Origin of the sequence: Haloarcula sp. CGMCC 1.2071, from assembly GCF_037078445.1 — an archaeon.
GTDB classification, from domain to species: Archaea; Halobacteriota; Halobacteria; order Halobacteriales; family Haloarculaceae; genus Haloarcula; species Haloarcula amylolytica.
The window spans coordinates 87,488-109,964 of record NZ_JAYMGY010000010.1 but is presented as its reverse complement, the minus strand read 5'-3'; the positions used below and the strand labels follow the sequence as shown (position 1 = coordinate 109,964).

At 62.3% G+C, this 22,477-nt stretch carries 25 protein-coding genes; 12 read left to right on the top strand and 13 right to left on the bottom strand.

Annotation, left to right across the window (positions count from 1 at the left end; translation table 11 throughout):
• Positions 1-232 precede the first annotated feature (232 nt).
• From VI234_RS16685 to VI234_RS16675, 3 genes are all read left to right on the top strand, one after another.
• Entirely contained in the window at positions 233-1,447 is a 1,215-nt protein-coding gene (locus VI234_RS16685; RefSeq protein ID WP_008311054.1) for an outer membrane protein assembly factor BamB family protein, read from the top strand.
• Positions 1,448-1,489: 42 nt separating this feature from the next.
• Complete coding sequence (locus tag VI234_RS16680) at positions 1,490-1,960, top strand: pyruvoyl-dependent arginine decarboxylase (protein ID WP_008311052.1); 471 nt, start codon at positions 1,490-1,492, stop codon at positions 1,958-1,960.
• An 84-nt stretch (positions 1,961-2,044) separates the two neighbouring features.
• Positions 2,045-2,398 carry a DUF5811 family protein gene (locus VI234_RS16675; protein WP_004518427.1) on the top strand — a complete coding sequence of 118 codons (354 nt, stop codon included), beginning with the start codon at positions 2,045-2,047 and terminating at the stop codon, positions 2,396-2,398.
• 53 nt (positions 2,399-2,451) lie between these two features.
• Here the strand turns inward: VI234_RS16675 and VI234_RS16670 are convergent, their stop codons facing one another.
• Positions 2,452-2,646: a hypothetical protein gene (locus VI234_RS16670; protein WP_008311048.1), complete on the bottom strand. Its 195-nt coding sequence runs from the start codon at positions 2,644-2,646 to the stop codon at positions 2,452-2,454.
• A 244-nt stretch (positions 2,647-2,890) separates the two neighbouring features.
• Entirely contained in the window at positions 2,891-3,772 is an 882-nt protein-coding gene (locus VI234_RS16665; RefSeq protein WP_008311046.1) for a helix-turn-helix transcriptional regulator, read from the bottom strand.
• A 187-nt stretch (positions 3,773-3,959) separates the two neighbouring features.
• Between VI234_RS16665 and VI234_RS16660 the strand changes: the two genes are divergently transcribed.
• Positions 3,960-5,219 (top strand): DNA cytosine methyltransferase, encoded by a 1,260-nt coding sequence (locus VI234_RS16660; protein WP_336330638.1) that lies wholly within the window; start codon positions 3,960-3,962, stop codon positions 5,217-5,219.
• Positions 5,220-5,887: 668 nt separating this feature from the next.
• On the opposite strand, the gene infB is transcribed toward VI234_RS16660, so the two are convergent.
• Together infB and VI234_RS16650 are read right to left on the bottom strand one after the other, a co-directional pair.
• Positions 5,888-7,693 (bottom strand): translation initiation factor IF-2, encoded by a 1,806-nt coding sequence (infB, locus tag VI234_RS16655; RefSeq protein ID WP_336330637.1) that lies wholly within the window; start codon positions 7,691-7,693, stop codon positions 5,888-5,890.
• 94 nt (positions 7,694-7,787) lie between these two features.
• Complete coding sequence (locus tag VI234_RS16650) at positions 7,788-8,321, bottom strand: plastocyanin/azurin family copper-binding protein (RefSeq protein ID WP_336330636.1); 534 nt, start codon at positions 8,319-8,321, stop codon at positions 7,788-7,790.
• Positions 8,322-8,499: 178 nt separating this feature from the next.
• Here VI234_RS16650 and VI234_RS16645 point away from each other — a divergent pair, with 178 nt between their 5' ends.
• Together VI234_RS16645 and VI234_RS16640 are read left to right on the top strand one after the other, a co-directional pair.
• On the top strand, positions 8,500-8,739 hold the full coding sequence (locus tag VI234_RS16645) for a PRC-barrel domain-containing protein (RefSeq protein ID WP_004518435.1): 240 nt from the start codon (positions 8,500-8,502) through the stop codon (positions 8,737-8,739).
• Positions 8,740-9,198, top strand: coding sequence for an NOB1 family endonuclease (locus tag VI234_RS16640; protein ID WP_004518436.1), 459 nt, complete (start codon positions 8,740-8,742; stop codon positions 9,196-9,198).
• Here VI234_RS16640 and VI234_RS16635 read toward each other — a convergent pair.
• The 3 genes from VI234_RS16635 to VI234_RS16625 are packed head-to-tail and all read right to left on the bottom strand — an operon-like array spanning position 9,195 to position 11,874.
• The gene (locus VI234_RS16635; protein ID WP_008311035.1) at positions 9,195-9,341 is read right to left on the bottom strand and encodes a CopG family transcriptional regulator; all 147 of its coding nucleotides are present in this window, start codon (positions 9,339-9,341) and stop codon (positions 9,195-9,197) included. The genes VI234_RS16640 and VI234_RS16635 overlap by 4 nt on opposite strands.
• 56 nt (positions 9,342-9,397) lie before the next feature.
• Positions 9,398-10,540 (bottom strand): CPBP family intramembrane glutamic endopeptidase, encoded by a 1,143-nt coding sequence (locus VI234_RS16630; protein ID WP_336330635.1) that lies wholly within the window; start codon positions 10,538-10,540, stop codon positions 9,398-9,400.
• Between the two features lie 23 nt (positions 10,541-10,563).
• Positions 10,564-11,874: a glucose-6-phosphate isomerase gene (locus VI234_RS16625; protein ID WP_336330634.1), complete on the bottom strand. Its 1,311-nt coding sequence runs from the start codon at positions 11,872-11,874 to the stop codon at positions 10,564-10,566.
• 125 nt (positions 11,875-11,999) lie between these two features.
• Between VI234_RS16625 and VI234_RS16620 the strand changes: the two genes are divergently transcribed.
• Both VI234_RS16620 and VI234_RS16615 read left to right on the top strand, forming a co-directional pair.
• A complete protein-coding gene (locus VI234_RS16620) occupies positions 12,000-12,548 on the top strand; it encodes a hypothetical protein (RefSeq protein WP_336330633.1) in 549 nt (182 codons plus the stop codon).
• A gap of 94 nt (positions 12,549-12,642) precedes the next feature.
• Entirely contained in the window at positions 12,643-13,110 is a 468-nt protein-coding gene (locus tag VI234_RS16615) for a DUF5812 family protein (RefSeq protein WP_008311030.1), read from the top strand.
• Positions 13,111-13,136: 26 nt separating this feature from the next.
• Here VI234_RS16615 and VI234_RS16610 read toward each other — a convergent pair whose 3' ends face one another.
• The gene (locus tag VI234_RS16610; RefSeq protein WP_008311028.1) at positions 13,137-13,451 is read right to left on the bottom strand and encodes a hypothetical protein; all 315 of its coding nucleotides are present in this window, start codon (positions 13,449-13,451) and stop codon (positions 13,137-13,139) included.
• 101 nt (positions 13,452-13,552) lie between these two features.
• On the opposite strand from VI234_RS16610, the gene secF reads away from it, so the two are divergent.
• Complete coding sequence (gene secF / locus VI234_RS16605; RefSeq protein ID WP_008311027.1) at positions 13,553-14,440, top strand: protein translocase subunit SecF; 888 nt, start codon at positions 13,553-13,555, stop codon at positions 14,438-14,440.
• Entirely contained in the window at positions 14,437-16,071 is a 1,635-nt protein-coding gene (locus VI234_RS16600) for a preprotein translocase subunit SecD (protein ID WP_049942971.1), read from the top strand. Before secF ends, VI234_RS16600 begins: the two co-directional genes overlap by 4 nt.
• Before the next feature lie 77 nt (positions 16,072-16,148).
• Here VI234_RS16600 and rnhB read toward each other — a convergent pair whose 3' ends face one another.
• The 3 genes from rnhB to VI234_RS16585 all read right to left on the bottom strand — a co-directional run bounded on the left by rnhB (position 16,149) and on the right by VI234_RS16585 (position 19,319).
• Complete coding sequence (gene rnhB, locus VI234_RS16595; protein WP_336330632.1) at positions 16,149-16,784, bottom strand: ribonuclease HII; 636 nt, start codon at positions 16,782-16,784, stop codon at positions 16,149-16,151.
• Positions 16,785-16,842: 58 nt separating this feature from the next.
• Positions 16,843-18,120, bottom strand: coding sequence for a tRNA pseudouridine(54/55) synthase Pus10 (locus VI234_RS16590; protein ID WP_336330631.1), 1,278 nt, complete (start codon positions 18,118-18,120; stop codon positions 16,843-16,845).
• A gap of 83 nt (positions 18,121-18,203) precedes the next feature.
• Positions 18,204-19,319 carry a mechanosensitive ion channel family protein gene (locus VI234_RS16585; protein ID WP_336330630.1) on the bottom strand — a complete coding sequence of 372 codons (1,116 nt, stop codon included), beginning with the start codon at positions 19,317-19,319 and terminating at the stop codon, positions 18,204-18,206.
• Positions 19,320-19,408: 89 nt separating this feature from the next.
• On the opposite strand from VI234_RS16585, the gene VI234_RS16580 reads away from it, so the two are divergent.
• Positions 19,409-20,221: an undecaprenyl-diphosphate phosphatase gene (locus VI234_RS16580; RefSeq protein ID WP_336330629.1), complete on the top strand. Its 813-nt coding sequence runs from the start codon at positions 19,409-19,411 to the stop codon at positions 20,219-20,221.
• Positions 20,222-20,236: 15 nt separating this feature from the next.
• Here VI234_RS16580 and VI234_RS16575 read toward each other — a convergent pair whose 3' ends face one another.
• The gene (locus VI234_RS16575) at positions 20,237-20,842 is read right to left on the bottom strand and encodes a DUF4382 domain-containing protein (RefSeq protein WP_336330628.1); all 606 of its coding nucleotides are present in this window, start codon (positions 20,840-20,842) and stop codon (positions 20,237-20,239) included.
• Positions 20,843-21,033: 191 nt separating this feature from the next.
• Between VI234_RS16575 and VI234_RS16570 the strand changes: the two genes are divergently transcribed.
• Entirely contained in the window at positions 21,034-21,900 is an 867-nt protein-coding gene (locus VI234_RS16570) for a CheF family chemotaxis protein (protein WP_008311015.1), read from the top strand.
• Positions 21,901-22,200: 300 nt separating this feature from the next.
• On the opposite strand, the gene VI234_RS16565 is transcribed toward VI234_RS16570, so the two are convergent.
• Positions 22,201-22,425 carry a hypothetical protein gene (locus tag VI234_RS16565; RefSeq protein WP_008311012.1) on the bottom strand — a complete coding sequence of 75 codons (225 nt, stop codon included), beginning with the start codon at positions 22,423-22,425 and terminating at the stop codon, positions 22,201-22,203.
• Positions 22,426-22,477 lie beyond the last annotated feature (52 nt).

Here is a 22,477-nt window from a genome sequence, read left to right as displayed (position 1 = left end):
AACGTGTTGACGAGGAAGTTAAGAAGCTGGTCCTCGTGGATTTCACCGTCTGCTTGCTTGGTATTGGACACACCTTCAGCAAGCAGACCTCTCAACTAACCGGCTTTGTGAAGTACTGATCCTTAGCCTCGCCGCTTGATAGTCGACACGAACGCTGAGCGGTGTATGGTCTAATCTGACCACGCGGCCCGTCCCCACGCGATTTAAGCCACACCGCCCGGTATCAGTGCCCGTGACAGAGCGCGGACGGACGCGGCGGGCGTTTCTGGGGACGCTCGCGGCGACGACGGTCGGGTCAGTTGCGGGGTGCCAATCACAGTTCGATCCGCTCGCATCGACGGCGCTTGACGAACACGCCGCCACACAGTTCCGACAGGGGCTCCTGAACCAGGGATATCAGGACGCGTCGATACCGGACGCTGTTGAGCGGGCCTGGGAACTGCCGGCCAATCGTGGGGACCACACCGCGGCGAAGGGGAGTCCCGTGCTGGCACCGACCGGTGACCTGATTCTGGCCGACGATACCGGCCGCGTGCGGGCCATCGCACCTGACGGCGAGGTCCAGTGGGCGACGACCATCACGCAGGCCACCCGGGGGAGCCACGGCACGCCGGCTATCGCCAACGACACCGTCTACATCGGGGCCTACGACGGCGCGCTGTCGGCGCTGGACCTCGAAACCGGAAAGCGGCGCTGGCGGACGGAACTCGGTGATGCCATCGGCGCGAGTCCGACCTACTACAACGGGTCGCTGTACGTCGCTGTCGAGCACGCGGCTCCGAGCGGGAGCGTCGTCGCCGTGAACGCTGCCACCGGCGACGTGCAGTGGCGCGACAGTCGACCGACCGACCATCCGCACTCGACGGTGGCGCTGGACCGCGAGCACAATCGTCTGCTGTTTGGCTCGAACGACGGCTACTGCTACGCGTGGTCGTTCCCGGGTCTGGAACAGGTGTGGCGGTACGACACCGGCGGCGACGTGAAAGCCCCCATCGCCGTCGCCGACGGGACCGCTATCGTGCCGTCGTGGGCCGAGACGGTCACTGCCGTCGACGTGACCGACGGCTCGGAGCAGTGGACCTTCGAGGCCGACGCCGACGTGATGTGTGCGCCGGCGGTCCACGATGGCACCGTCTACGTCGGCAGCCACGACGACCGGGTGTACGCACTCGACCTCGAAAGCGGCGAGGAGCAGTGGCGCTACGACACTGGCGGGTGGATTATCGGGAGCGTCGTCGCCACCCGAGGCCACGTCCTCGTCGGGTCCTACGACGGGCGACTGTACGCGCTGGAGCGGGACTCGGGAGCGAGGGTCTGGACCACCGACAACCGCGGCCATGTGACGAGTGCTCCGCTGGTGACCACCGACGCCATCTACTACACGGAGCGCGCGGTCGAGGGCGACCCGAACCGACCGGGAATGTGCTACAGACTCGTTCCGGCATAACGAAGCGAAACCCCTTACCCCGCGGACCGTCGACTGTCGCCTATGAGTACTATCCGGGTCGTGTGGGGGACTGCGACCGGCCCGACCGCACTGGCCGCGTACGACGCGGCACTCGCCGAGGCGGGCGTCCACAACTACAACCTCATTTCGCTTTCCTCTGTCATTCCTACCGAGCCGGCTATCGAGGTGACGGAGACGGCACCGGACCTGGGGCCGCCCGGCGAAGCGCTAGAGGTCGTCCAGTCCTCGGCGACAGCCGAGCCTGGTGAGAGCGTGGCCGCTGGTATCGGCTGGGCCCGCAGCGAGGACGGGCCGGGCATCTTCTACGAGGTCGACGGGGGCAGCGAGGACGCGGTCCGGATGGAAATCCGCGAAGGGCTGGCCGCCGGCCGGGACCTCCGGGATTGGGAGTTCGTCGAGGAGAACGTGTACGTCGAGTCGGCGTCCGACGACGCCGAGTACGCCAGCGCCGTCGTGCTCGCCACCTACGGCGAGAGCCACCCCGTCGTGTAAGCGGCGTTGCACCGACGGTTCCGGTCAGAACTGTGTTCGACCCTGGGTTTTTAGTCCTCCCCCCCATAGAGACAGAGAACGTTCATGTACGGTAATACGTCGTTTGGTGGGGAGACGGAAGAAGTGACGCTGACCGCGGAACAGCGTGAGGAGCTCCGACGGGACCTCTCAAGCGTCGCCGCCCGGACCCGCGAACTCCTGCCCGGCGAGTTCGTCGTCGGTTCGGAAATCAGCAACAGCACGACTGGACCGCGGGCCACAATCGCGGTCCAGCCACCCGTCGGATCGGTCGTCAGCGCCGACTACACGCCCGAGGACCCGGAAAGCGCGAGCATCTCCGACGCCGAGCGCGACGACCTCGCGCAGGGCATCGCTGCCTCTGCGGCCCTGCAGGTCAAGCAGGTGATGGGCGACGACACCTCGCCGACGGCGCAGTAACGATTGTCGTTTTCAGTTTTCGCCGGGACAGTCGCGGAGCGGAGACGCCGAAATCAGGCGTGGCCATCACTGGCGACTGGCGGATTATAGAACAGCGCGTAGCCGATAGAGCCGCTGGCCGGGAGACTGCCGGCACTCAGCGCAGTCACGAGGCTGATGGAGGTGACGACTGCGCCGAGCGACGCCAGCAGCATCGAGAGGGCGATGCTGGCGAGCACGAGGTCAGGCATCGACGGGCGGCCGGACATTCGTGTCTCTACAGAGACACGCCTGCTAATTAAATATTATTACTCGTGCAAACGGTGCGCTGCCCACCGCCTACTTCCACCAGAACTACGAACCGAATTCTGAACCGCACTACGGGGGTGACGGAACTGCGTATTACTACTACAACTCTCGCAAGTCCGTGGAGATCGTACGCAGAGAACTCAACGAAACGCTCTACACAGCAGTTGAATCGGGGAATTGCTCCTTACACGCACGTACGCAGAATCAGGATAATTGCTGTTGGTTCATAACTGACCTCAGAACATCCCCATTCTTCTTTTTGTAATAACTCCGGGTATAGGGAATTAGTTCTGGGTCAAGATATAGACAATCAAAGTCCCATAGAGCATCAGCAGTAAATGTTGCAGTTTTTCCAGAGTCACCTTCAGTATCGCTTTCGTTGAATTGTTCTTTTTCCATTTCACCCATACGAACTTCCCAAACCCAAGGTGTATCCTTTCTCTCACCTCGTTCGTAGCTTCTGTCTCTCCCGCCGAGGACATATCGTACGACGACGTACATACCGGGCTTAGCGATATGGCCTTTTGGTTGGTTATCTTCCATAGCCATCTTGACCTCAATACCGGGAACACCGCTCTGCTTCCCGCTACTGATTAAATCGGGGAAGTTCCCTGCGTTCACCCGATACAATCCATCAGATGCTCCAGCTACACCAGATGCGAAGAATTCTCCAATAACTGTTGATAGAGCCGCATACTCATCGAACTGTTCTGCGAGCGGGTCGAGACCTCGACGGCGTAGTGCGAAATCAATCGTGTCCAGGTTCTCATAAATCTCTTCGACACCATTGAGAATCGCAGAGCTATCAAACGGAACTTCTTCGAGAATGTCTGCATCTTCTATAACGTATTCCCTGTTTGCTGTCCTGAATGATTCGGGATTTGTGAGTTCCGTTATTGTGATATCTAATGCTTCCGCAATCCGCATAGCAATCGACAAACTCGGCTCTCTCTCACCTCTCTCGATTTTTCCCAGAGTAGTCCGATGTATATCAGCAGCCTCGGCAACTTCTTCAAGCGAGCTTTCGTGTAGTTCACGAAGTTCCTTTATTCGATTACCAAGCTCCGACTTGAACTCATCGTCCATAATATATTGAGAGAGACCGACCGATTTAAGAATGGTCGAGACAATTGTCTCATTACCGTATTGACTGTTTCTTCTGAACGTGGGTCGTGAAGATTATTAAGTGCGTATAGCGACACAGTATCTTAATGAGCGAGAGTTCCAACCAAGAATATTTAAAAAGAAATGAGACAATTGTCTCATACAACCTATGGTAGGTGTAATCGATCTGTTTTGTGGAACGGGAGGATTCACATACGGGTTCAAGACTCACCCATCAAATGAGTTTGAGGTTCTCCTTGGACTCGACAAAAAAGGAGCAGCTACAGAGACCTTTAAAGAAAACCATCCTTCAGCTAGCGTCGTTAATGAAGATATCCGAGAGTGGCCTGCTGAGAAAACTGCTACAGAGAAGGACATTTCTCCTGATGATGTGGATGTGATTGTAGGCGGCCCACCCTGCAAAGGCTTCTCTTCAATCCGCCCAGACCGCGGAACTGAGGCTGAAGACGAGAGGAACGGCCTCTATACAGACTTCGTGAATTATGTCGATTTCTTTGAACCTGACTTCTTCATTATGGAGAATGTAGTGGGTCTTGCCACTCACAACGACGGAATAACGATTCAGAAGATTATCGATAGTGTACGGGATATCGGATATAGTGCTGACTGGCGAATTGTTAACGGCGCTAACTTCGGACTTCCCCAGAGGCGTGAACGCCTGATTATGATTGGTTCGGGAGATGACCGAGTTATCGAATTCCCACGACCTACTCATCAAGCTAATGGGCGAACTATTGGCTACAAGGACGAGTCTAAGGTAATCACAGCTCAGCCGACTCTTGATAATTTCCGTGCTGGGACTTCCCTACCAGAAGGCCGTACTATTATGGATGCTATCGATGATTTACCTGAATTAGAGGCTGGAGAGGAAGTAACAGAGTACACCAAGCCAGCGCAGAACGAATATCAAGAGACTATGCGGAAGAATTCGAACGAGCTCTCTCTACATAAGGCGACGAAGCACCAGTCGAAAATGATGACCATCATTAGGCATAGCGGTCCAAATAAAGAAGCTACAATAGAGAATCTTCAAGCGTCTGATGAGGTAGACGATGTTGAGGATTACATAAGTAGTGGCTATAGCTCAAGCTATTCTCGTCTGGACCCAGACCTTCCATCGGTTACGATTACGATGAACTTCATCCATCCTGCTTCGAACAAATGTATCCATCCGTACCAAGACCGAGCTCTAACTCCACGAGAAGGTGCTCGGGTACAGAGTTTCCCTGATGACTTCGAATTTGTTGGTAGTCGAAGTGATATTGTGGAGCAGATCGGTAACGCCGTACCTCCGCTACTCGGTCGTGTGTTGGCCGAGCATACTCTCGGAATGTATGATGATTCGTATGAGACCGACTATGTTGCCTGTGTTACTGAGAAGAAGGACCAACGAACAGTTAGTATCTAACTGAATCTGTTTATCTGGGTACAACCCTACATTTCGGGTCGAAATTGATTAGAAGATCGAATTGGTGTGTACGGAAACACCCGTTTCTTAACACCCTTACAGAGCGCACTATAGAGGGGTGTACGAAAGGGGGCAGACTATCATCTCCCCAAATATGATGTATTTGATACTATGGAAACCATGGGATACGCTCGAATCAGTACCGAAAAACAATCGATTAACAGACAAGTGAACCAGCTAAACGATTACGGTGTAGACGACTTCAGACCGACAGACACTGCCCTTATCTTACTAAACGACCCACTCGACTACAGACCAGAGAATGGCAAGATGGCAGAGATGTTCATTCAGATGACTGCGATGTTCGCAGAGGTCGAGCGAGAGATGACGAAAGAGCGGTTCGGCTTGGTGTTTAAAACGCTATAGATAATGGCAGGCACGTAGGACGACCGTCTCTCGGTTACGAGGTCGAGGAAGATGGTGAACTTGTTCCAGAGCCTGAATATCTAGGCGTGTGAGATGTTGCGGCTGATTGACGAAGGAGAGTTGTCGAAGCAAAGAGGAGCAAAGCGAATGGATACGTCACGAGCTACAATCAACCGTATCTTGGAAGACGAAGAGAGACGAGAGATGTACGGCCTGTAACGCAATTTGCGTTACGCTTAGCTTTATTTCCCCCAGAAGGGGTCCCGGTTCCGGTGTTTCTCCAGATACATCGACAGCGCCTCGCGCTCGTCGACGGAGATGTCCTCCTTGAGTTCCTGTTCCAGTATTTTCGCGTGCTTTTCGGGGATTTCGACCCAGAGGTCGTCGCCTTCCTCTATCTGGCGACCGACGGTCGGCCCCTGGATAGAGACGGCCATGCGCTCGCCGGCGCGGGCGGAGTCCACGTCCTCGCCCTCGTCCTGGATCGTCTTGAGGGTCCCGACGCGGTTTGCCTCGCCGTTCTCCCATCTGACGACGTTGACGTTCCGGCGGAGTTCACCGGAGAGGATTTCGACGCCGACGACGGCGGGGTCTGACTGGCGGAACGTGTGGTCCTGCAGAATCCGGAACTTCGCGGGTCGGGTGATGTTCTCCAGAATCTGCTCCTGCTGGGCCTCCTCGATGGCGGTGACGTGGTCGTCGTAGGACTCGACGAGCTGGTAGATGACGTCGTCCTCGAACAGCTCCACGTCCTCCTGCTCGGCGAGGTCGCGCGCGTCGTCGAGCACCTCGACGCTGAAGGCGAGAATCGCCTGGTTGGTCGGCTCGCCGGCCGTTTCGGCGACGCGGATATCCCGCGGCGCGACGGCACCGACCTCGGCGCGCATGACCGGGATCTCTTCCTCTTCGAGCGTGCTGGAGAGGGCTTCCAGCGAGCCGAGCGTGTCAGCCTTGATGACGACCCCTTCCTCTTTCGTGGTCACCTCGATCTCGGCGAGTTCCTCCTCCACCTCGGCGATGACCTCGCTGCGGTCGCGGTCGCGGATGACGCGGATCGGCGCGCCGGCCATCGCGTCGCCGAGGTCCGGCGCGGCGATCTTGACACCGTCGGCGGCGGCGACCTGCTCGACCTGCTCGAACTCCTGCTCTGTCCGGATCTCTTCGAGCGGGCGCGGCCGAAGCAGCGCGCGGACATCAGTGACGATGGGGCCCTGCAGACCGCCGACGACGATGGTGTCGTCGTTGCGGATGGTCCCGTCGTAGATGATGGCGTCGAGCGTCGTTCCAAAGCCCTGGGTGTCTTTCACTTCGAGGACGGTCCCGACACCGGGACCGCTGGTGTCGATCTCCATCTCCTCTTTCATGTACCGCTGGGACAGTCCCATCATCACCGTCAGCAGGTCAGGGATGCCCTCGCTCGTTTCGGCCGAGACCGGCACGACGCCGATGTTAGCCTGGAAGTTCTGGACGCGCCAGTACATGTCCGCCGAGAAGCCGTTGTCCGAGAGTTCGCCGATGATCTCGTAGAGCTTCTCGTTCAGGTCGGACTGGACGCGGTCGGACTGGGCGTCCATCGTCTGCTGGACCGGCTGTCCCTCGTTGGGATTCCAACCGGGGACAGTGTCGATCTTGTTCGCGGCGACGATGAACGGCGTCTGTGTGCGCTTGAGGATGTCGATGGCCTCCAGCGTCTGGGGCTGGAAGCCGTCGTTGACATCGACGACAAGGATGGCGATGTCGGCGAGCGCGCCGCCCCGAGAGCGAAGCGTCGAGAAGGAGTGGTGCCCCGGTGTGTCGATGAACAGCAGGCCGGGCAGGTCGAAGTCAGTCGGGTCGACGAGGTCGCCGGCGATCTCGGAAATCACGTCCAGTGGGACTGCCGTCGCGCCGATGTGCTGGGTAATCGCGCCCGATTCGCCGGCGGTGACGGCCGAGCCGCGGATCTTGTCGAGCAGGCTCGTCTTCCCGTGGTCGACGTGGCCCAGAACGGCGACGATGGGCGTCCGCAGGGTGTCGTCGGTGGCTGTGGTGGGGTCCGTGTCAGACATAGATGGCTCCAGAAGTTGTCAGAACCGAGTCGTCGGTGGCAGTTAAGTTCGTCGTCATCAGACGCGCGCGACCGAACGTGGGGCTAAGCGGGCGTCACTCGGTTACAGTGAACGATCCTGTCATGCCGACGCTCTGGTGGGGGACGCAGTGGTACTCGTACTCGCCGGAGACCTCGAACGTGTAGGCGTACTCGTAGCCCGAACTGTACGTCGTCCCATCGTCGCCGGGCGTCCCCGACCAGTCGCTGTCTTCCGGCGTCGCGGTCGGCTTGACGTTGTGGCCGCCGGCCTTCCAGACCCACAGCACGGTGCTACCGACGGGGACCTCGAAGGTTTCCGGGTCGAAACTGAAGCTTCCCGGCGCGACGGCGACCTCCTGGTCGGCGTCCACCGGCGTTCCGGTCGGCGTGGGCGTCGCTGTCTCGGTCGGGGCGGCCGTGGCAGTCGGTGTCGGCGACTCAGTCGGCGTCGGTGTCGCCGTTTCAGTTGCCGTCGCGGTTCGAGTCGGCGCTTGTGTGGCGGTGGCTGTCGGTGACGGTGTTCCGTCGCCGCCGCTACTACAGCCTGCCACGGCCCCGATGACGGCGGCCGCGAGGCCCCCGAGAAACTGACGCCTGTTACTGTCCATGCGTACCCGTCGGCCGCCTCTCGCATAGGGTTGTGGCTCGCTGTAGATGTTCCGGGGCGCGTCGGAAGGTCGAAGACGGCACCATGGCCGCCGATACCGGTATCCATCGGTCCACATCGCAGCTCACCTGTCGGACATCCCCGTGGCGTTTATGTAACCTCGTTCGGAACAAGGGGGTATGGCTGCAATACTCGCAGAAAACCTGTCGGGGAAAGACGTGATGGGGACTGACGGCGCGGAGATCGGCAGTCTCTACAACATCACGATGGACTTTTCCTCGGGCGCGCTGCACAATCTCGTCATCGACCCTGCGGAGTCGCTCCGCAACACGAACTTCGAGTACAGTGACCAGGGCCGCCTGCTTGTCCCAGTTGAGCGGGTCAAGGCGGTGAAAGACCATATGATCGTCAAACGCTAGATGTACGTTCTTGACTCCTCGGCATTTATCAACGAGTATCATACTGACGAGCAGATAGCGACGATTCCGCTTGTCAGAGAGGAACTGGAGGACGAGGCCGCCTATCGCTTCGACGCCCTCGAAGGCTCGGGAATGCACCTTCACATCCCCGAGGACAACACGGTCGAGCGCATCGAACGCGCCGCCAGCGAGACCGGTGACCTCGCGGAACTCTCGGAAACCGACATCCGGCTGATCGCGGCCGCGTTCGAACTCGACAGCCGACTCGTCACCGACGACTACGCGATGCAGAACGTCGCGGAGAAACTCGACGTGGCGGTCGAAGTCATCGCCCGTGAAGGGATTTCCGAACAGCGGGAGTGGCTGTTCCAGTGTGCCGGCTGCGGCCGTGAGTTCGACGAGAACCGCGACCGCTGTCCCATCTGTGGCAGCTCGCTATCGCGGAAGAACCCGGCTTAGACGGTTTGTTCGTCCCGGGCTTCGAGTCCGAGCTCGACCAACTGCGAAAGCACTTCCTCCTCTGTGATGCCGTAGCGCCGCGCAAGCGTTTCGATGATCCGCGCTTGGTCGTCATCACAGACGATGGTGAACCGCCGAGTCATGCCATCGCCTACAACGGTAGTTCGCATAAACACCCGTCAGACAGCAGTCAGACGCCTCAAACTGCCGGATTTCCTGTAATCTCGATGTACAATGTGAGAAACTGGATGGCATTGAACGCCCCGTGAATAAAGATGGGGACGAGCAGGTTCTCGGTCTTGAGATAGCTCAGGCCCAGCAGCGTCGACAGGACGAACACCAGTAACAGCGAGAGGACGGTCTGTGTCGGCGTCCCAGTACTGTACTGCCCGAAGTGGACGACGCCGAAGACGGCGCTCGTGAGTATAATCGCCTGCAGATCACTGAAATCGTCGTAGAGGTACTTCTGGATGATGTTTCGGTAGATGAACTCCTCGCTCGGCGCGATAGTGAGAAACGCCAATGGGACCATCACGAGCAGGAACGAGGGGTCCTCGCGGGCCAGTTCCTCGACGCTGCTCCGGGCCGCTTCGAGCCCGAGCGCCTGGATGAGGTAGCTGAAACTGAAGAGCGCGACCATGAGGACGACGACGCCGCCGACGCCATAGCCAACGTCGCGGAGTCCGGGTCGACGCAGGTCGAGGTCGGCCCAGGTCCGGTCTAACCGGTTGGCGACGGCTGCCCCGAAACCGACGAAGCCGACGCCGATACCGATAGTGAGCGTGATGTACACTGGGCCGGTGACAGTCCCGCCGTTGAGCGCTGCGGCGCTGACAAGCCCTGCGGCCGCGGCCCCGAGGACGACGAACTGGGCGAACAGCGTGCCCACGAGGAAGCCGGCCAGTCCGATCCCCGTCGCGACCGAGAGCGCTCTGGCGACCGTGTACAATCGGTCGTTCGATACGCCGGTCGCCAGCGCCCAGCCCAGCGCAACCGTCACGCCGCCGGCCAGCACCGTGAGATACACGGCGATTCCGACAGTCGCCTCGACGCCGGGACGGAACTCCGGCCCGAAGAAGGCGACGAGCGTCGCGAGCGTTGCGACGGTGCTCGCGCCTGTCGCGCCCAGGCCCGCCTGTCGGCGGTCGAGTGCGCCGTGACGGACAAGTGAGAAAGCGAGCGCGGCGATGACGAACCCAGCGGCGGCGACCTGGCGGGCGGTGACCGGGCCGACCGTCGTCGCCGGTGTCATCCAGCCAACGACGCCGGTTTCCGTGGCGACGAGTACGACGAGACCGAGGCCAGCGGCGAGAACACCCCAGTTCGCGGCAGTGTCGTCCATTATCGGCAGTCCGTTGCGCCGGCCTAAAGGGACTCCGTTTCACCGATCCGCAGCCGCTCGCGCTCGTCGATGACCGCCGTCTCCTCCGTCGCTTCGCCGCGGATGAGCGCTCGCGTGGCGTTCTTGCCCCACTCGACGGCAGGCTGGGTGAACGTCTCAACCTCCGCGAGTTCGCCGACGAGGACGCAGGCCGCCTCCATCGCGTACAGCAGTTCGCCGACGCTCTCGGCGTCGAGACGGTCGATCTCCACTTCCAGCGCCGGCCGGTCGGCCGCCGGCAGGCTCGCCACCGTCGCCTCGTACTCGGCGTCGATGAGGCCGCCGAGGTCGGTGCCGGCGAGATACGACAGGTCCTCGTGGTCCGGATCGGGAATCGCCACGTCGGCGCGTTCGCGCGGCCGGACGAACGTGACGACCTTGTCGCGGTGGCCGGCGCGGTACAGCTGGAGCTGGGAGTGCTGGTCGGTCGCGCCCAGTGCACGCGCCGGTGTCTGGCCCCGCCCGTCCTTGCCCAAGCTCTCGGCCCAGAGCTGTGCGAACCACTCGCCGAAGGACTCCAGGCGCTCGGCGTAGGGCATGACGGCGTTGACCGTCGCGCCCTCTTCTTCGAGTGCGTAGGCCATCGCGCCGTAGGCATAGGCCGGCGAGTCGTACAGCGACGGCGCGAGGTCGTTGGCCGCTGTCTGGCCGCCGGCAATCAGCCCCTCGATGTCGATACCGAGAATCGCCGGCGGGACGAGCCCGACCGCCGAGAGGGCACTGAAACGCCCGGGGACGCCCTCGGGCACCGGCAGCGTCGGCAGGTCGTGCTGGTCGGCGAGCGCCCGGAGCGGGCCGGACTCGCCCGTGGTCACGACGATGCGCTCGGTCCAGTCGACGCCGCGGTCCTCGTAGGCCTTGCGGACGACGAGGAAGTTCGCCAGCGTCTCCGCCGTCGTCCCCGAACGGGAGACGACGTTGATGGCTGCGTCGGCGAGCGCAAGGTCGTCGAGCGTCCGCCGGACGTGCTCCGGGTCGACGTTGTCCAGTACGACGTGGCTGCCCGGGTCCTCTGCCAGCGCCTCTGTGATGGTTTTTGCCCCCAGCGCGGAGCCACCGATCCCGACGGTGATGACCGATTCGGCGTCGGCGACGGGCGCGACGGCGTCGCGGATGGCCGCGGCGTCGGTTGTCTCTGGGAGGTTCAGCGACGCGTAGCCGAACTCGTCGTCGTCCCGTCCCTGCTCGATCCGGTCGTGGGCCGCGGCCACTCGCTCGTCCAGGCCGTCAAGCGTCGCTCGCTCGACTCCCGGGTCAGCGGCACTGGCAAGCGCGGCTCCGATATCGACGTGCATATTGGGGGTGTCGGCGGGCGGGTACAAACAACTCCCGGACGCATGGCAGGCCGCAGACGTGGCTCCGGTGTCACCGCTGGTCGGACAACACCGCGCTTAACCACGCGCTCGCCTAACCCACAGGTATGACAGACGCGACGGCAGAGCAGTCCGTCACAGCCGACGCCGACGATGACCGGCCCGAACCGTACAACGGGCTCCCCGGGGCGTTTCCCTACGCGTTCCGGGCCAGCGACTCGCTGCTGTTCAAAGCCTACGTTCCGGTCGCGTTGTTGCTGTCCGTGGCAATCGCCCTCGTGTTCTCGTTCGGCCTGATTACGCAACTCGCCGAGACCGGGAGCGTCCGCGGCGGCACGTTCACCTTCTCGCGGAGCTTCTTCCTGTTCATCGGACTGTTGCTGGTCGCGCCGCTGCTGGCCCCAGTGCTCTCCGTCGCGCGCCGTCACCGACGGACCGCGTCCTCGGTCGCCTACGACCGCGCCCTCGCGCTCTCGGCGTTCCTGTTCATCGGGTCGATATACCTCGCGCTCTTGACCTCCGCCCCGGCGGAGCTCCGCGAGCCGACACAGAGCGCCGTCGTCGGCTTCTTCTACTCGCTGCCGCCGCTTGCGGGCCTGGCCCCGCCGCTGCTCGCGACGCTGGTGATCTATCTGACCCACCGGCTGCTGAAGTAGCGCCGCCGGCCCACAGCACCCACTCCTCCGAAGCGATACGACACACCGTCCCCGGGTCGAAACGGGCAAGAACGCCCGACACGAATCTGTGTCTATGACAGCGATTGAAGGGACATTTCTGGTCACGAACGCCGACGACGCGTCGGCGACGCTTCGGAACGTCGCGGACTCGCAGGTACTGACACTGTCGGACAATCCCGGTGTCGAGGCCGGCGAGGTAGTGGAGGGGACAGTCGAACCGGAGCCGCCCATGGAGGTCACGTACACCGTCACCGAAGTCGCCGAGCGGCGACGCATTCCCGTCGAGAGGGTCGACCTCGCGCCGACGGCACAGACGACCGAAATCGCGGCGGAACAGGCCCCCGGCGAGCTAACGACGGTCGAACGCGCCGGCGAGGGTGAGGTTCACGTCCTGACGGTCCCGGACGACGAGACGGACGAGGCTGCGGCGGATGTCGTCGAGGACGAAACCACCCTCTCGCGGGCGGCCAGGCTCGGCGTCGACCGCGTCGAGGTTCGGACGGCAGAGGGCGTCGTCAGCGTGCGCTACCTGCCGGACTGACGCGTTCTCTCGTCTGCTCCAGTTTCCTATTCGGTCGGTCCGGCGGCGCTCTGAACCTGCCAGCCGCCGGCGATTCCGCAGGCCTCCCGCTCGGTGTAGACGAACGCGGTGTCTTCGGTCACCGCGGACCCACCCTCGACGGATTCGATCTGAAGCGGGAAATCCAGCGTGTCGCCACAGCAGCCGACGCCGACGAACTCCGTCCACACGTCGCCCGGCGCGGCGGTGTCGTGTGTCTTCCGGAGGTACGCGCGGAACGGCGAGCCGTCGATCTTGTCGCGACCCCAGCCGCTGAGGTCCGCCGGGTAGGAGAGTTCGACCCTGGTTGCGCTTTCGGGCATACCCGGATATACGTGATAAACTGCCATAGATGTACGGCACGGCGGATGTCAGCGCCAGTGATTGAGAAGGCTTATTCGCCCCCGTCTCACACCGTTCCGTCATGTTCGAGTTCGAGGTCCCGGAAGTCGATTACACCCAGTATTCGAACCGCCAGCTGGTGGCGGTTCCGCTGGTGGTGCTTGCGCTCTCGCTCGCGGTCATCGGTGGTTGGTGGGCTGTCACCGGGGCACCAGTCGACCGGGGCATCGACTTTACTGGCGGGACGGAATTAACGATAGGGACAAACGCGACGCTCACAAACGAAGAAATCGAAGCCACATTCGACGAGCCGGTTGTTTCGGTGCAGGGTATCACGACGACTTCGGAATCCACCTACGAGAATCAATACGTCGTCACGTTCGACAATTCGGCCAACGTGTCTTCGGTTCGGTCCGCTGCCCAGTCGGCGGAGGAACTGACACTGTTGGGGAGCGGAACGACATCGCCGCTGTTTGGCGGGCAAAACCAGCGTCTCGCAGTCATCGGTGTCGGAGTTGCGTTCGTTGGAATGAGCCTGCTCGCGTTCGCCTTCTTCCGCACATTCGTCCCGAGTATCGCCATTGTTATCTCGGCGTTTTCCGATATCATGATTCCGCTCGCGATAATGAACCTCCTTGGAATCAAGCTTTCACTGGGAATCGTCGCAGCGCTTCTCATGCTGATCGGGTACTCTGTCGACTCGGATATTCTGTTGAATAACCATGTTCTCAGACGTTCAGGCGGGTTTTACGAATCGACGTACCGTGCGATGCGAACCGGTGTGACGATGACGCTGACCTCTATTGCAGCGATGACAGTGATGGCGGTCGCAGCGACACTATTCGGGATTGGCCTGATGGCCGACATCGGCTTGATACTGGTACTTGGACTGACGGCTGACCTGATGAATACGTACTTGCTCAACGTTACGCTACTTCGCTGGTACAAGTACGAGGGGGTAAACCGATGAGTACCCTTCGAGACAATTGGCGAGTCGTTTTACTGGTCGTGCTTCTCCTGACCAGTGCCATCGCACTGTTCGTTCCCGGAGTTCCGCCGGGAACGAGTGCTGATGGACCGGCCGACGAGTCCGGTCCTGCAGCGAGTGAATCCGAACAGTTGACAAATCTTAACTACGGTATTCAGCTCAGCGGTGGAACCCGCCTTCGCGCCCCTATCGTCGGCATCACTGCCGAGAACGTCAACGTGACGCAGGCGGATTCATCTCAACTTGAGCAAACAGTGGCCGACGAACTCGACCTCGACACAATAGACGTCCGGGTCCGACCTGTCACCTCTGAGCGAAGCGCGGGGGCTGTCGAGGTCGTTACAAAAGACGTCACGCATCAAGAACTCCGAACGGCACTCGAGAACAACGGGTATCAGCCGACCACCGTACGTGACGGCGTGACGCCGGAAACGCGCCAAGAGATGGTCGAAGCCGTTGACGAGAAACTCCGGACCTCAGCGCTCAGCGGTGCGTCAGTCCAGGTTGTCAACGTTCCCGGTGGCCAACACTTCGTCAGTATTACCGCCCCAGATCGGGACCGAGAAGAGCTCGTCGACCTGCTGAACGAGCGCGGGACCGTCAAAATATACGCCGTGTATCCCGGCGGTGAAAACGGGTCCTTCGTCCGCGAGGAAGTGCTCAAGCGCTCCCAGATGAGTGATATCTCGGCTGCGGACAGGGAAGGCGTCGGTTGGGCTGTGTACATCACAGTCAGCTCGGATGCCGCCGACGAGTTCTCACAGCGAATGGTCGATGCCGGGTTCGGTGACGGGGCCCCGTGTGGAAACTACAACCATTCGGATATTCAGCAAACGACCGCCGGTGGGTCGGCCGACCCTGCACTTGCAAACGATGAACCTGGCTGCTTGGTCCATACGTTAAACGGAGAGGTTGTCACAGCCCGGGGCGTGACGCCGGGCCTCGGCGAGAGCTTCGCCAGTGGCGAGTTCGCTAACGACCCTGTGTACGTAATGCAAACTGGAAGCTCGGACAACCCCGCTGAAACGGCCAGTGAAATCGAACTGAACCTCCGGGCCGGACAGCTTCCGGCACCGCTCGACCTCTCTGAAGACTCCGGCTCGTCACTCGACCCGGCGCTTGCCGAGCGGTTCAAGCAGAATTCGCTGTTGACCGGTTTGCTGGCTGTCCTCGCAGTCAGTCTCGTGGTCTACGTGCGATACAAACGGGTTGAGGTTGTCGTCCCGATGGTCGTCACGGCGCTGTCGGAGGTGTTCATCCTCCTCGGGTTCGTCGCCTTCGTCCAGTATCCGCTGAACCTCTCGCATCTGGCCGGCTTCATCGCAGTCATCGGTACGGGGGTGGACGACCTCATCATCATCGCCGACGAGATCCTCCAGCAAGGGGAAGTCGAGACCGGACGCGTGTTCCAGAGCCGCTTCCGCAAGGCGTTCTGGGTCATCGGCGCGGCCGCGGCGACGACTATCATGGCGATGAGTCCGCTGATGGTCCTGCCACTCGGCGACCTCTCCGGGTTCGCCATCATTACCATCGTGGGCGTCCTCATCGGCGTGCTCGTGACGCGGCCGGCATACGGTGACATCCTCCGCCACCTCGTGCTGGACGAGGACTGAGCGGCTCCCGCTTTCTGCCTGTTACGCAGTACTGGCCGGGTTCACGCACTCCAAGTTCGCTGTCGAACTGTTCCCGTTCAAAAGTCGCCCAGCGACGCCTGTTCTGCCGCCGCCAGCACGTCGTCACACGTCGACCACGAGCGGCGAGCACACGCCGGTAGCTCGCCGTGGCGGTCGACGTAGTCCGCCAGGAACGCCCGCGTCGTCGGGTCGCTGGGGTAGCCCGACCCCACGTCGCCGTACTCCTCGGCCAGGTCCGCGACGTGTGCGTCGCGGGCGACCTTCGCGACAATCGAGGCGGCACCGACCAGTGGGTCCGTCTCGTCTGCGCCGTGTTCCGCAGTCACCGTCACGTCGGCGTTGACCGCGTCCGCGACCCGGCGACCGAACCGCGCCGCGTCGGTGTCGCCGGCGTCGACCGTGCCCGGCAGGCCGTCACGGGCTACTACCGATAGAGCCTCTGCCTGCGCGTCGACGGTCAGCGTGTTCATGTCTGTCCCGTCGGCGTCGATGCGTTCGACCGGAATCTCGGCGACACCGACGGCGTCGGCCGACTCGCGTATCTCGCCAGCTAGTCGCTCGCGGCGCTCCGGCCTGATGTCCTTCGAGTCGCCGACACCATCGGGCAGGGCCGCCGGGTCGGCCCGGATGGCGGCGGCGAACATCGACCCTAGGACCGGTCCCTTCCCGGCCTCGTCGACGCCGAATCGCATGGCTGTCCCCTGGATGCCACCGCAAAAACAGCTTCCGGTTGGACGGCGGCCCGGCGCGCTACTCCTTGAGGAACTCGTCTTTCGCGAACGGCTCGTCCTCGCCCTGCACGTCGATTACGTCGAGCGCCGTCACCACGGCGTCGGTGTCGAGCAGGCCAGCCAGGCTCGGCTCCGTGCGGCCCTCGTCGCTGGAGACGAGTTCCTTCACGTACAGGCCGCCCTCGCCGTGGATGCGGAGTTCGGCGTGACGGTCGTCGGTCAGCTCGCCCTCGGCGTCGTACACCGTCCGCGTCCGGGTGATATCGGCGCGTCGGTGGGTGACCCGCTGGGGCGTCTCCTGCTGGATGGTCGTCCCGTCTAGTTCCGCCAGTGCGTCCTGCAGTGCGTCGGCGTCGACCGGTGCCCCGAACTCCACGTCCATCCGGTAGGTCTTGGAGGCGTCCAGTTCCTTGACGCGCTCGACCATCTCGTGGGTCGCCAGGTGGAGGTCCGTCACTTCGACCTTCCCGTCGGCGAAGGCGTTGATGTCGGCTTCGAGTTCGTCGGCGTCCACGTCACGCTTGCGTGGTTCCATTACCTCGATGACGAACGGGCGGCCCGAATCGAGCATTCGGGCGTCGACGTCCTCGCGGCCGGCACCGTGGAACACGGCCTCCTCGCCGTCCATCGCCTCGCGGACGACAGGCGCGGACAGTTGCTCGACGCTCTCGTCGTAGCGGTAGCCGCTACCGCCACAGCCGTCGCAGGGCTCGCCCTGCCACAGCCCGGTCCCGTTGCAGTCGTTGCAGGGCCACTTCGTCTGTGGAATATCGCGCTCGAGCTTGCGGTAGCGGCCGTAGACGAACGCCGAGTTGACGTGCGTTTCTACCTCGTCCGTTGCGAGGTCGAGCGTAAGCTGGACCGCCGGACGGCCGAACTCGACCTCCGCGCCGGTCAGGTCGCCGATCCGTTTGCCGACCTCGCGGTTGAGTTCGGTCTTCAGCGCTTCGCCGGCGTCGGGGTCTAGCCCGATGTCTTCCCGGAGCAGTTCGTCGTTCTCTTCGAGTAGCGGCGGCACTTTCGTTCCGACCTGGTATGTGTCAAAGTCGTAGCCGCGGACGGCGCTCGCGGCCTGTTCGGCCCACCAGTCGAAGCGGTCGCATTCGTTTTCACAGACCCAGCAGTCCTCGCCCGCCTCGAAGGGGTCGTCGTCTGCGAGCGCAACCGTCACCCGCAGGGCGTGGCCCCGTTCGGCGTTGGCCAGCCCGAAACTCCGGTCGGCGAAGAGTCGGCCGAGACAGGAATCACACAGCGGCCCGGTCGCAAGCGCCGCACGGGCGTCCTCCAGTATGCTCATTGCCTGAGCCGACGCGTCGCCACCGTAACTGCGTTTCGACCTCTCGGTTACCCGCATCAGTCAGGCTGCGACCGTGTTCGCGCTCACTCCCCGGTTACGCCACCGTCGTCTGTGTCTTTGCCCTTCGGCTGCGCTTGGTCGAACAGTTCGCCCGGAACCTCCTCGGCCGAGATGGAGATGGACCGCTGGGGAAACGGGATCTCGATGTCCTCAGCCCGGAATCGCTTGTAAATCGCGCTGTTGAGTTCGTGTGTCGCGCGGGCTGTCAGAGCCGGGTTGCTGACCCAGCACAGCAGTTCGAAGTTCAGCGCGGAGTCGCCGAACTCCCGGAAGCGGACCCGCGGATTCGGGCGGTCTTGGACGAGATCCTCGGCTTCAGCCAGTTCAAGGAGAATCTCCTCGACGTGGTCGATATCTGTCCCGTAGGCGACACCGACGGGGACGCGGATCCGGCGCTTCCGTCTCGGCGTCGACTCGTTGACGATGGCGGCGTTGTTGAGCTTCGAGTTCGGCACAGTAACGAGGATGTCGTCGCGGGTGCGGATGACCGTCGAGCGCACGGAGATGTCCTCGACGCGGCCGCGTTCGCCGGTTTCCAGCACGACGAAATCGCCGACCGCGTACGTCCCGTCGAGATACAGCGACAGCGAGCCGAAGAAGTTCGCCAGCGTGTCTCGGGCCGCCAGCCCGACAATGATGCCCATAATCCCCGCCGAGGCAAGCAGTGGCGTCACGTCGATGTCCCAGAGGACCAGTAGGAGGAGGACGCCGCCGCCGGAGATGAGCGCGCTCCAGACGTTCTGGAGGATGGGAACCATCTGGCGGTCGATGTACGCCGAATCCGTCGCGAGGGCTGACGCCTGGCGGCCGATACGCAGCAGAATCACCATCCAGACGATGACGACCAGCGAGAGCGTCCCGGCTTCTAGCGAGACAGCGACGGCTGGGCGAACGTCGTAAATCTGTGCACCCGCGTACGCGCCGCCGAGGCCGACTGTGACGTACACGGCGGTGTGGATTCCACGGAAGACGATGTCGTCGACGTCGCCCTCGATGTGGGGTGTGACCCGCCTGAGAAGTCGGTCTCCGAGGACGCGGATGACCAGCGCGAGCGCGACTCCGCTGCCGACGAGCACCACAAACCCTTGCCAGGCCGGCAGCCCCGACAGCAGGTCTACCACCCCGCTTCCCAGTTGCATACCCCCGTTTGGACACCAGCGCTATATATACTGCCACGTCGACGGCCCGAACCGAACGGCCTTTGTCCCGCGGCGTCCGCTCCGTGGGTATGAACCCGATTCTCGTCGCTATTCTGCTGGGCTTGCTGCAAGGGGTGCTGGAGTGGATTCCGGTTTCCAGCGAGGGCGGCGTCGCGCTCGCCTCGACGGTGGCCACTGGCGTCTCCCCGGCCGCCGCGACCCGCCTCGCGCTCTTTCTCCACGCCGGGACGGCAGTCGCGGCGACGGCCTACTACCGCACTGAAGTTCGAACCATCCTGCATTCGATCCGGGAACTCTCCCGCCGTCCGTTCGCCGACGAGACGGCGGACCTCTCGTTTATCGTCATCGCGACGGCGGCGACCGCCGTCACTGGTCTTCCCGCGTATCTGGTGCTCGACGCGGCTGTCTCAAATCTTGAGGGTGGACTCTTTCTGGCGCTGGTCGGCGGCCTGCTCGTCATCACTGGCCTGCTCCAGCGGTTCGCCGCGGCGCTGTCGCTGGGCGAGCGCGAGGTTCCGGACTGGATCGACGCCGTCCTCGTCGGGGTGTTGCAGGGCCTGGCTATCCTTCCCGGTGTCTCCCGATCCGGGACGACGGTGAGTGCCCTGCTGCTCCGGGGCCACGAGGGCGAGTCGTCGCTTCGACTTTCGTTTCTGCTGTCGATTCCAGCTGCGCTCGCCGCGAACGCGCTGGTCCTCGTCGACGACGGCGTCCCCGCAATCGACCCGCTGCCGGCCGTCGTCGCGCTCGTCGTGAGCGCCGTCGTCGGCTACCTCACCGTCGACGCGCTGGTCCGCCTCGTGCGGCAGGTCCCGTTCTGGGCGGTCTGTACGGTGTTCGGCGGGCTGGGCGTCGTCGGCGGGCTGCTCGTCGCGCTGTAGCGACCAGAGGGCGGCCTACTCCTCGTACTCGACTTCGGTGCCGCTGGCGACCGGTTGGAGAATGTACTGGTCGGTCCGGCCGCGCTTGACCGGCGTGAAATCGGCCGTGAACACGGTACGGGTGTCCGCGCGGATCTCGTACTCCTGGGTGAACTGCAGCGGCGCGTCGCCGGGCGTGTCAACTGTCGCGTCACCGCCTTCTGCGAGCGTCCCATCGACGCCGGTCACGTCGAGCTGGAGGAACTCGTAGGTGTCAACGTCGAGTTCGGTCTCGTCGATGAGCGAGGTGTTGCCGTCCTGGAGCTGGACCAGGTCGGCTTCCTGGGCCTCGTCGAACTCGTGGTACTCGCGGGCGTCGCTCGTGTCCGCTGTCGTCGATTCCTCGGTCGCTGTGTCCTCCTCTGAGACTAGCTTTACCCAGATACCGGCCATCGTGATGAGACACGATTCGAAATCAGCGATGTCGCCCGGCTGGTCGGTCACCTGTGTCGCGAGCGTGCCTGTTTCGGTGCCGCTCCCGGAACAGCCGGCGAGACCGACCGTGCTCGCTGCCGCGAGGCCACCGGCGGCTTTCAGATAGTCGCGCCGAGACGTCGTTCCTGACTGCTGTGGATCGTGCATACACTGTTCGACAGCCGCCCCAGGGTAAAGGAGCCGGCAGATAGTCAGGCCGAGTTCAGCCGAGTTTCGCCCGATTTGCCGGCAGTGAACGGTTTCCGGGCCGACACAGACCGGGTGGTATCGACCAGTGCCGTGCTGGCGACGATGGAAGTTATTTATCCCTTGGCATCAAATCTGTAGTACCAGCGGCCATGAGTGGTGACGAACGCAAACTAGTCGACACATCGGGGGACTTCCAGTACGTCGTCCGCGATGGCGACACGGTGACCGACCCGAAGTGGCGCTCCTGTCGACTCATCGTCACCAACAAGCGACTCATTCTGGCGACGAACGGCTCGAAACAGCCCATTCCCCACTCCAACATCACCCTCCCGTCGAACCCCGACGATCTGGTCCCCGACGGCGGGACCGGCGGCGCAACCGCGCTGGAGGTCGGCAACAACGTTCTGCTCGTCGACACGCCGAACCTGGACGACTTCGAGACGGAGTACGTCCGCGCCACGCTACAGGGCGAGGTCATCCTCGCTCGACAGCAGGCGGTCGTCGGCGGCGTCGTTCAGGAGGACGCCGAGTGGAGCAAGGCACGGTTTCAACTGGACGATGACATCATCCGCCTCCAGTTTCCCGGCGGCAAGAGCATGTCATTCGAAATCGAGGACGTCGGAACCATCGAAACCGGGACCAGTACCGTGATGGGCCAGGAGCGGGAGGTCATCGAGGTCGAACACACTGACGACCAGGACCGTAGCGTCGAGACCCACATCTCGGGGATGGACCACCACACGCGGGCACTGAAGACGCTGTTCACCCGCGTTATCGAGGACCGCGAGGACGATTACGAACTCTCGGAGATGGAGAGCCAGGTGTTGATGGCGCTGTACTCCGGTGTCTCACCGTTCGAGATGTCCGATTTCGTCGGAACGACGCCCGACGAAGTCGAGGAAATCTATCAGAAACTGCTTGATATTGGGGCGGTTGACGAGGTCCGGGTTCGGACCGAGGTCGCGTTGAACGCGCAGGGGCGGAATATGGCGAGTGAGGCAATGAGTGAGAAATAGCGAGGGGCCGACCGGAGGGAGGGCCCTCGGATAGCGAACGAGGAACGCAGTGACTCGTGAGCGGCGTGGCGCTACGCGCCACGAACGAACGGCGATGCCGTGAGTAGCGAGAGCCCGAGCGAAGCGAGGGGTCTCGAATAGCGAACGGGGAGCGTTAGCGACCCGTGAGCAGTAGAGAGGCGCTACGCCCCTCTGAACGAGCGGTACGGTAATGTGACCCGCAGTGGCGGTTTCCCTGCCGGTCTTGCTGTGGCACAGGCAGTCCAGACGGACCCGTGGCCTGCCCCGGTCTTGCCGTTTTCACTCACCCAGGTATTCGACGTCTTCAGCCTCTGTCACCGATACTCCATCCGGAAGGTCGGACTCCGGGACCGGCGTCAGGGTGAGGACGTCACCCGCCTCGGTCTGTACCCACTCCTGTCCAGTCGCTTGACTCCAATCGTGTGGTTCCCAGAACCCCGACTCGAAGCGCATCCAGATGTCGAGACCACTGTAGTACTCTCCCGTCGAACTTTCGTATATCATTGCTGAACTCCACAGCGTCTGCTGCCGTCGAAAGAGTCAATGCATCTACATG

What these genes read in the sequence shown, in the direction of transcription:
- VI234_RS16680 (WP_008311052.1), top strand. Translation starts at nt 1,490, where the DNA reads ATGAGTACTATCCGGGTCGTGTGGGGGACTGCGACCGGCCCGACCGCA.
- VI234_RS16675 (WP_004518427.1), top strand. Translation starts at nt 2,045, where the DNA reads ATGTACGGTAATACGTCGTTTGGTGGGGAGACGGAAGAAGTGACGCTG.
- VI234_RS16670 (WP_008311048.1), bottom strand. Translation starts at nt 2,646, where the DNA reads ATGTCCGGCCGCCCGTCGATGCCTGACCTCGTGCTCGCCAGCATCGCC.
- VI234_RS16665 (WP_008311046.1), bottom strand. Translation starts at nt 3,772, where the DNA reads ATGGACGATGAGTTCAAGTCGGAGCTTGGTAATCGAATAAAGGAACTT.
- VI234_RS16660 (WP_336330638.1), top strand. Translation starts at nt 3,960, where the DNA reads ATGGTAGGTGTAATCGATCTGTTTTGTGGAACGGGAGGATTCACATAC.
- infB (WP_336330637.1), bottom strand. Translation starts at nt 7,693, where the DNA reads ATGTCTGACACGGACCCCACCACAGCCACCGACGACACCCTGCGGACG.
- VI234_RS16650 (WP_336330636.1), bottom strand. Translation starts at nt 8,321, where the DNA reads ATGGACAGTAACAGGCGTCAGTTTCTCGGGGGCCTCGCGGCCGCCGTC.
- VI234_RS16645 (WP_004518435.1), top strand. Translation starts at nt 8,500, where the DNA reads ATGGCTGCAATACTCGCAGAAAACCTGTCGGGGAAAGACGTGATGGGG.
- VI234_RS16640 (WP_004518436.1), top strand. Translation starts at nt 8,740, where the DNA reads ATGTACGTTCTTGACTCCTCGGCATTTATCAACGAGTATCATACTGAC.
- VI234_RS16635 (WP_008311035.1), bottom strand. Translation starts at nt 9,341, where the DNA reads ATGACTCGGCGGTTCACCATCGTCTGTGATGACGACCAAGCGCGGATC.
- VI234_RS16630 (WP_336330635.1), bottom strand. Translation starts at nt 10,540, where the DNA reads ATGGACGACACTGCCGCGAACTGGGGTGTTCTCGCCGCTGGCCTCGGT.
- VI234_RS16625 (WP_336330634.1), bottom strand. Translation starts at nt 11,874, where the DNA reads ATGCACGTCGATATCGGAGCCGCGCTTGCCAGTGCCGCTGACCCGGGA.
- VI234_RS16620 (WP_336330633.1), top strand. Translation starts at nt 12,000, where the DNA reads ATGACAGACGCGACGGCAGAGCAGTCCGTCACAGCCGACGCCGACGAT.
- VI234_RS16615 (WP_008311030.1), top strand. Translation starts at nt 12,643, where the DNA reads ATGACAGCGATTGAAGGGACATTTCTGGTCACGAACGCCGACGACGCG.
- VI234_RS16610 (WP_008311028.1), bottom strand. Translation starts at nt 13,451, where the DNA reads ATGCCCGAAAGCGCAACCAGGGTCGAACTCTCCTACCCGGCGGACCTC.
- secF (WP_008311027.1), top strand. Translation starts at nt 13,553, where the DNA reads ATGTTCGAGTTCGAGGTCCCGGAAGTCGATTACACCCAGTATTCGAAC.
- VI234_RS16600 (WP_049942971.1), top strand. Translation starts at nt 14,437, where the DNA reads ATGAGTACCCTTCGAGACAATTGGCGAGTCGTTTTACTGGTCGTGCTT.
- rnhB (WP_336330632.1), bottom strand. Translation starts at nt 16,784, where the DNA reads ATGCGATTCGGCGTCGACGAGGCCGGGAAGGGACCGGTCCTAGGGTCG.
- VI234_RS16590 (WP_336330631.1), bottom strand. Translation starts at nt 18,120, where the DNA reads ATGAGCATACTGGAGGACGCCCGTGCGGCGCTTGCGACCGGGCCGCTG.
- VI234_RS16585 (WP_336330630.1), bottom strand. Translation starts at nt 19,319, where the DNA reads ATGCAACTGGGAAGCGGGGTGGTAGACCTGCTGTCGGGGCTGCCGGCC.
- VI234_RS16580 (WP_336330629.1), top strand. Translation starts at nt 19,409, where the DNA reads ATGAACCCGATTCTCGTCGCTATTCTGCTGGGCTTGCTGCAAGGGGTG.
- VI234_RS16575 (WP_336330628.1), bottom strand. Translation starts at nt 20,842, where the DNA reads ATGCACGATCCACAGCAGTCAGGAACGACGTCTCGGCGCGACTATCTG.
- VI234_RS16570 (WP_008311015.1), top strand. Translation starts at nt 21,034, where the DNA reads ATGAGTGGTGACGAACGCAAACTAGTCGACACATCGGGGGACTTCCAG.
- VI234_RS16565 (WP_008311012.1), bottom strand. Translation starts at nt 22,425, where the DNA reads ATGATATACGAAAGTTCGACGGGAGAGTACTACAGTGGTCTCGACATC.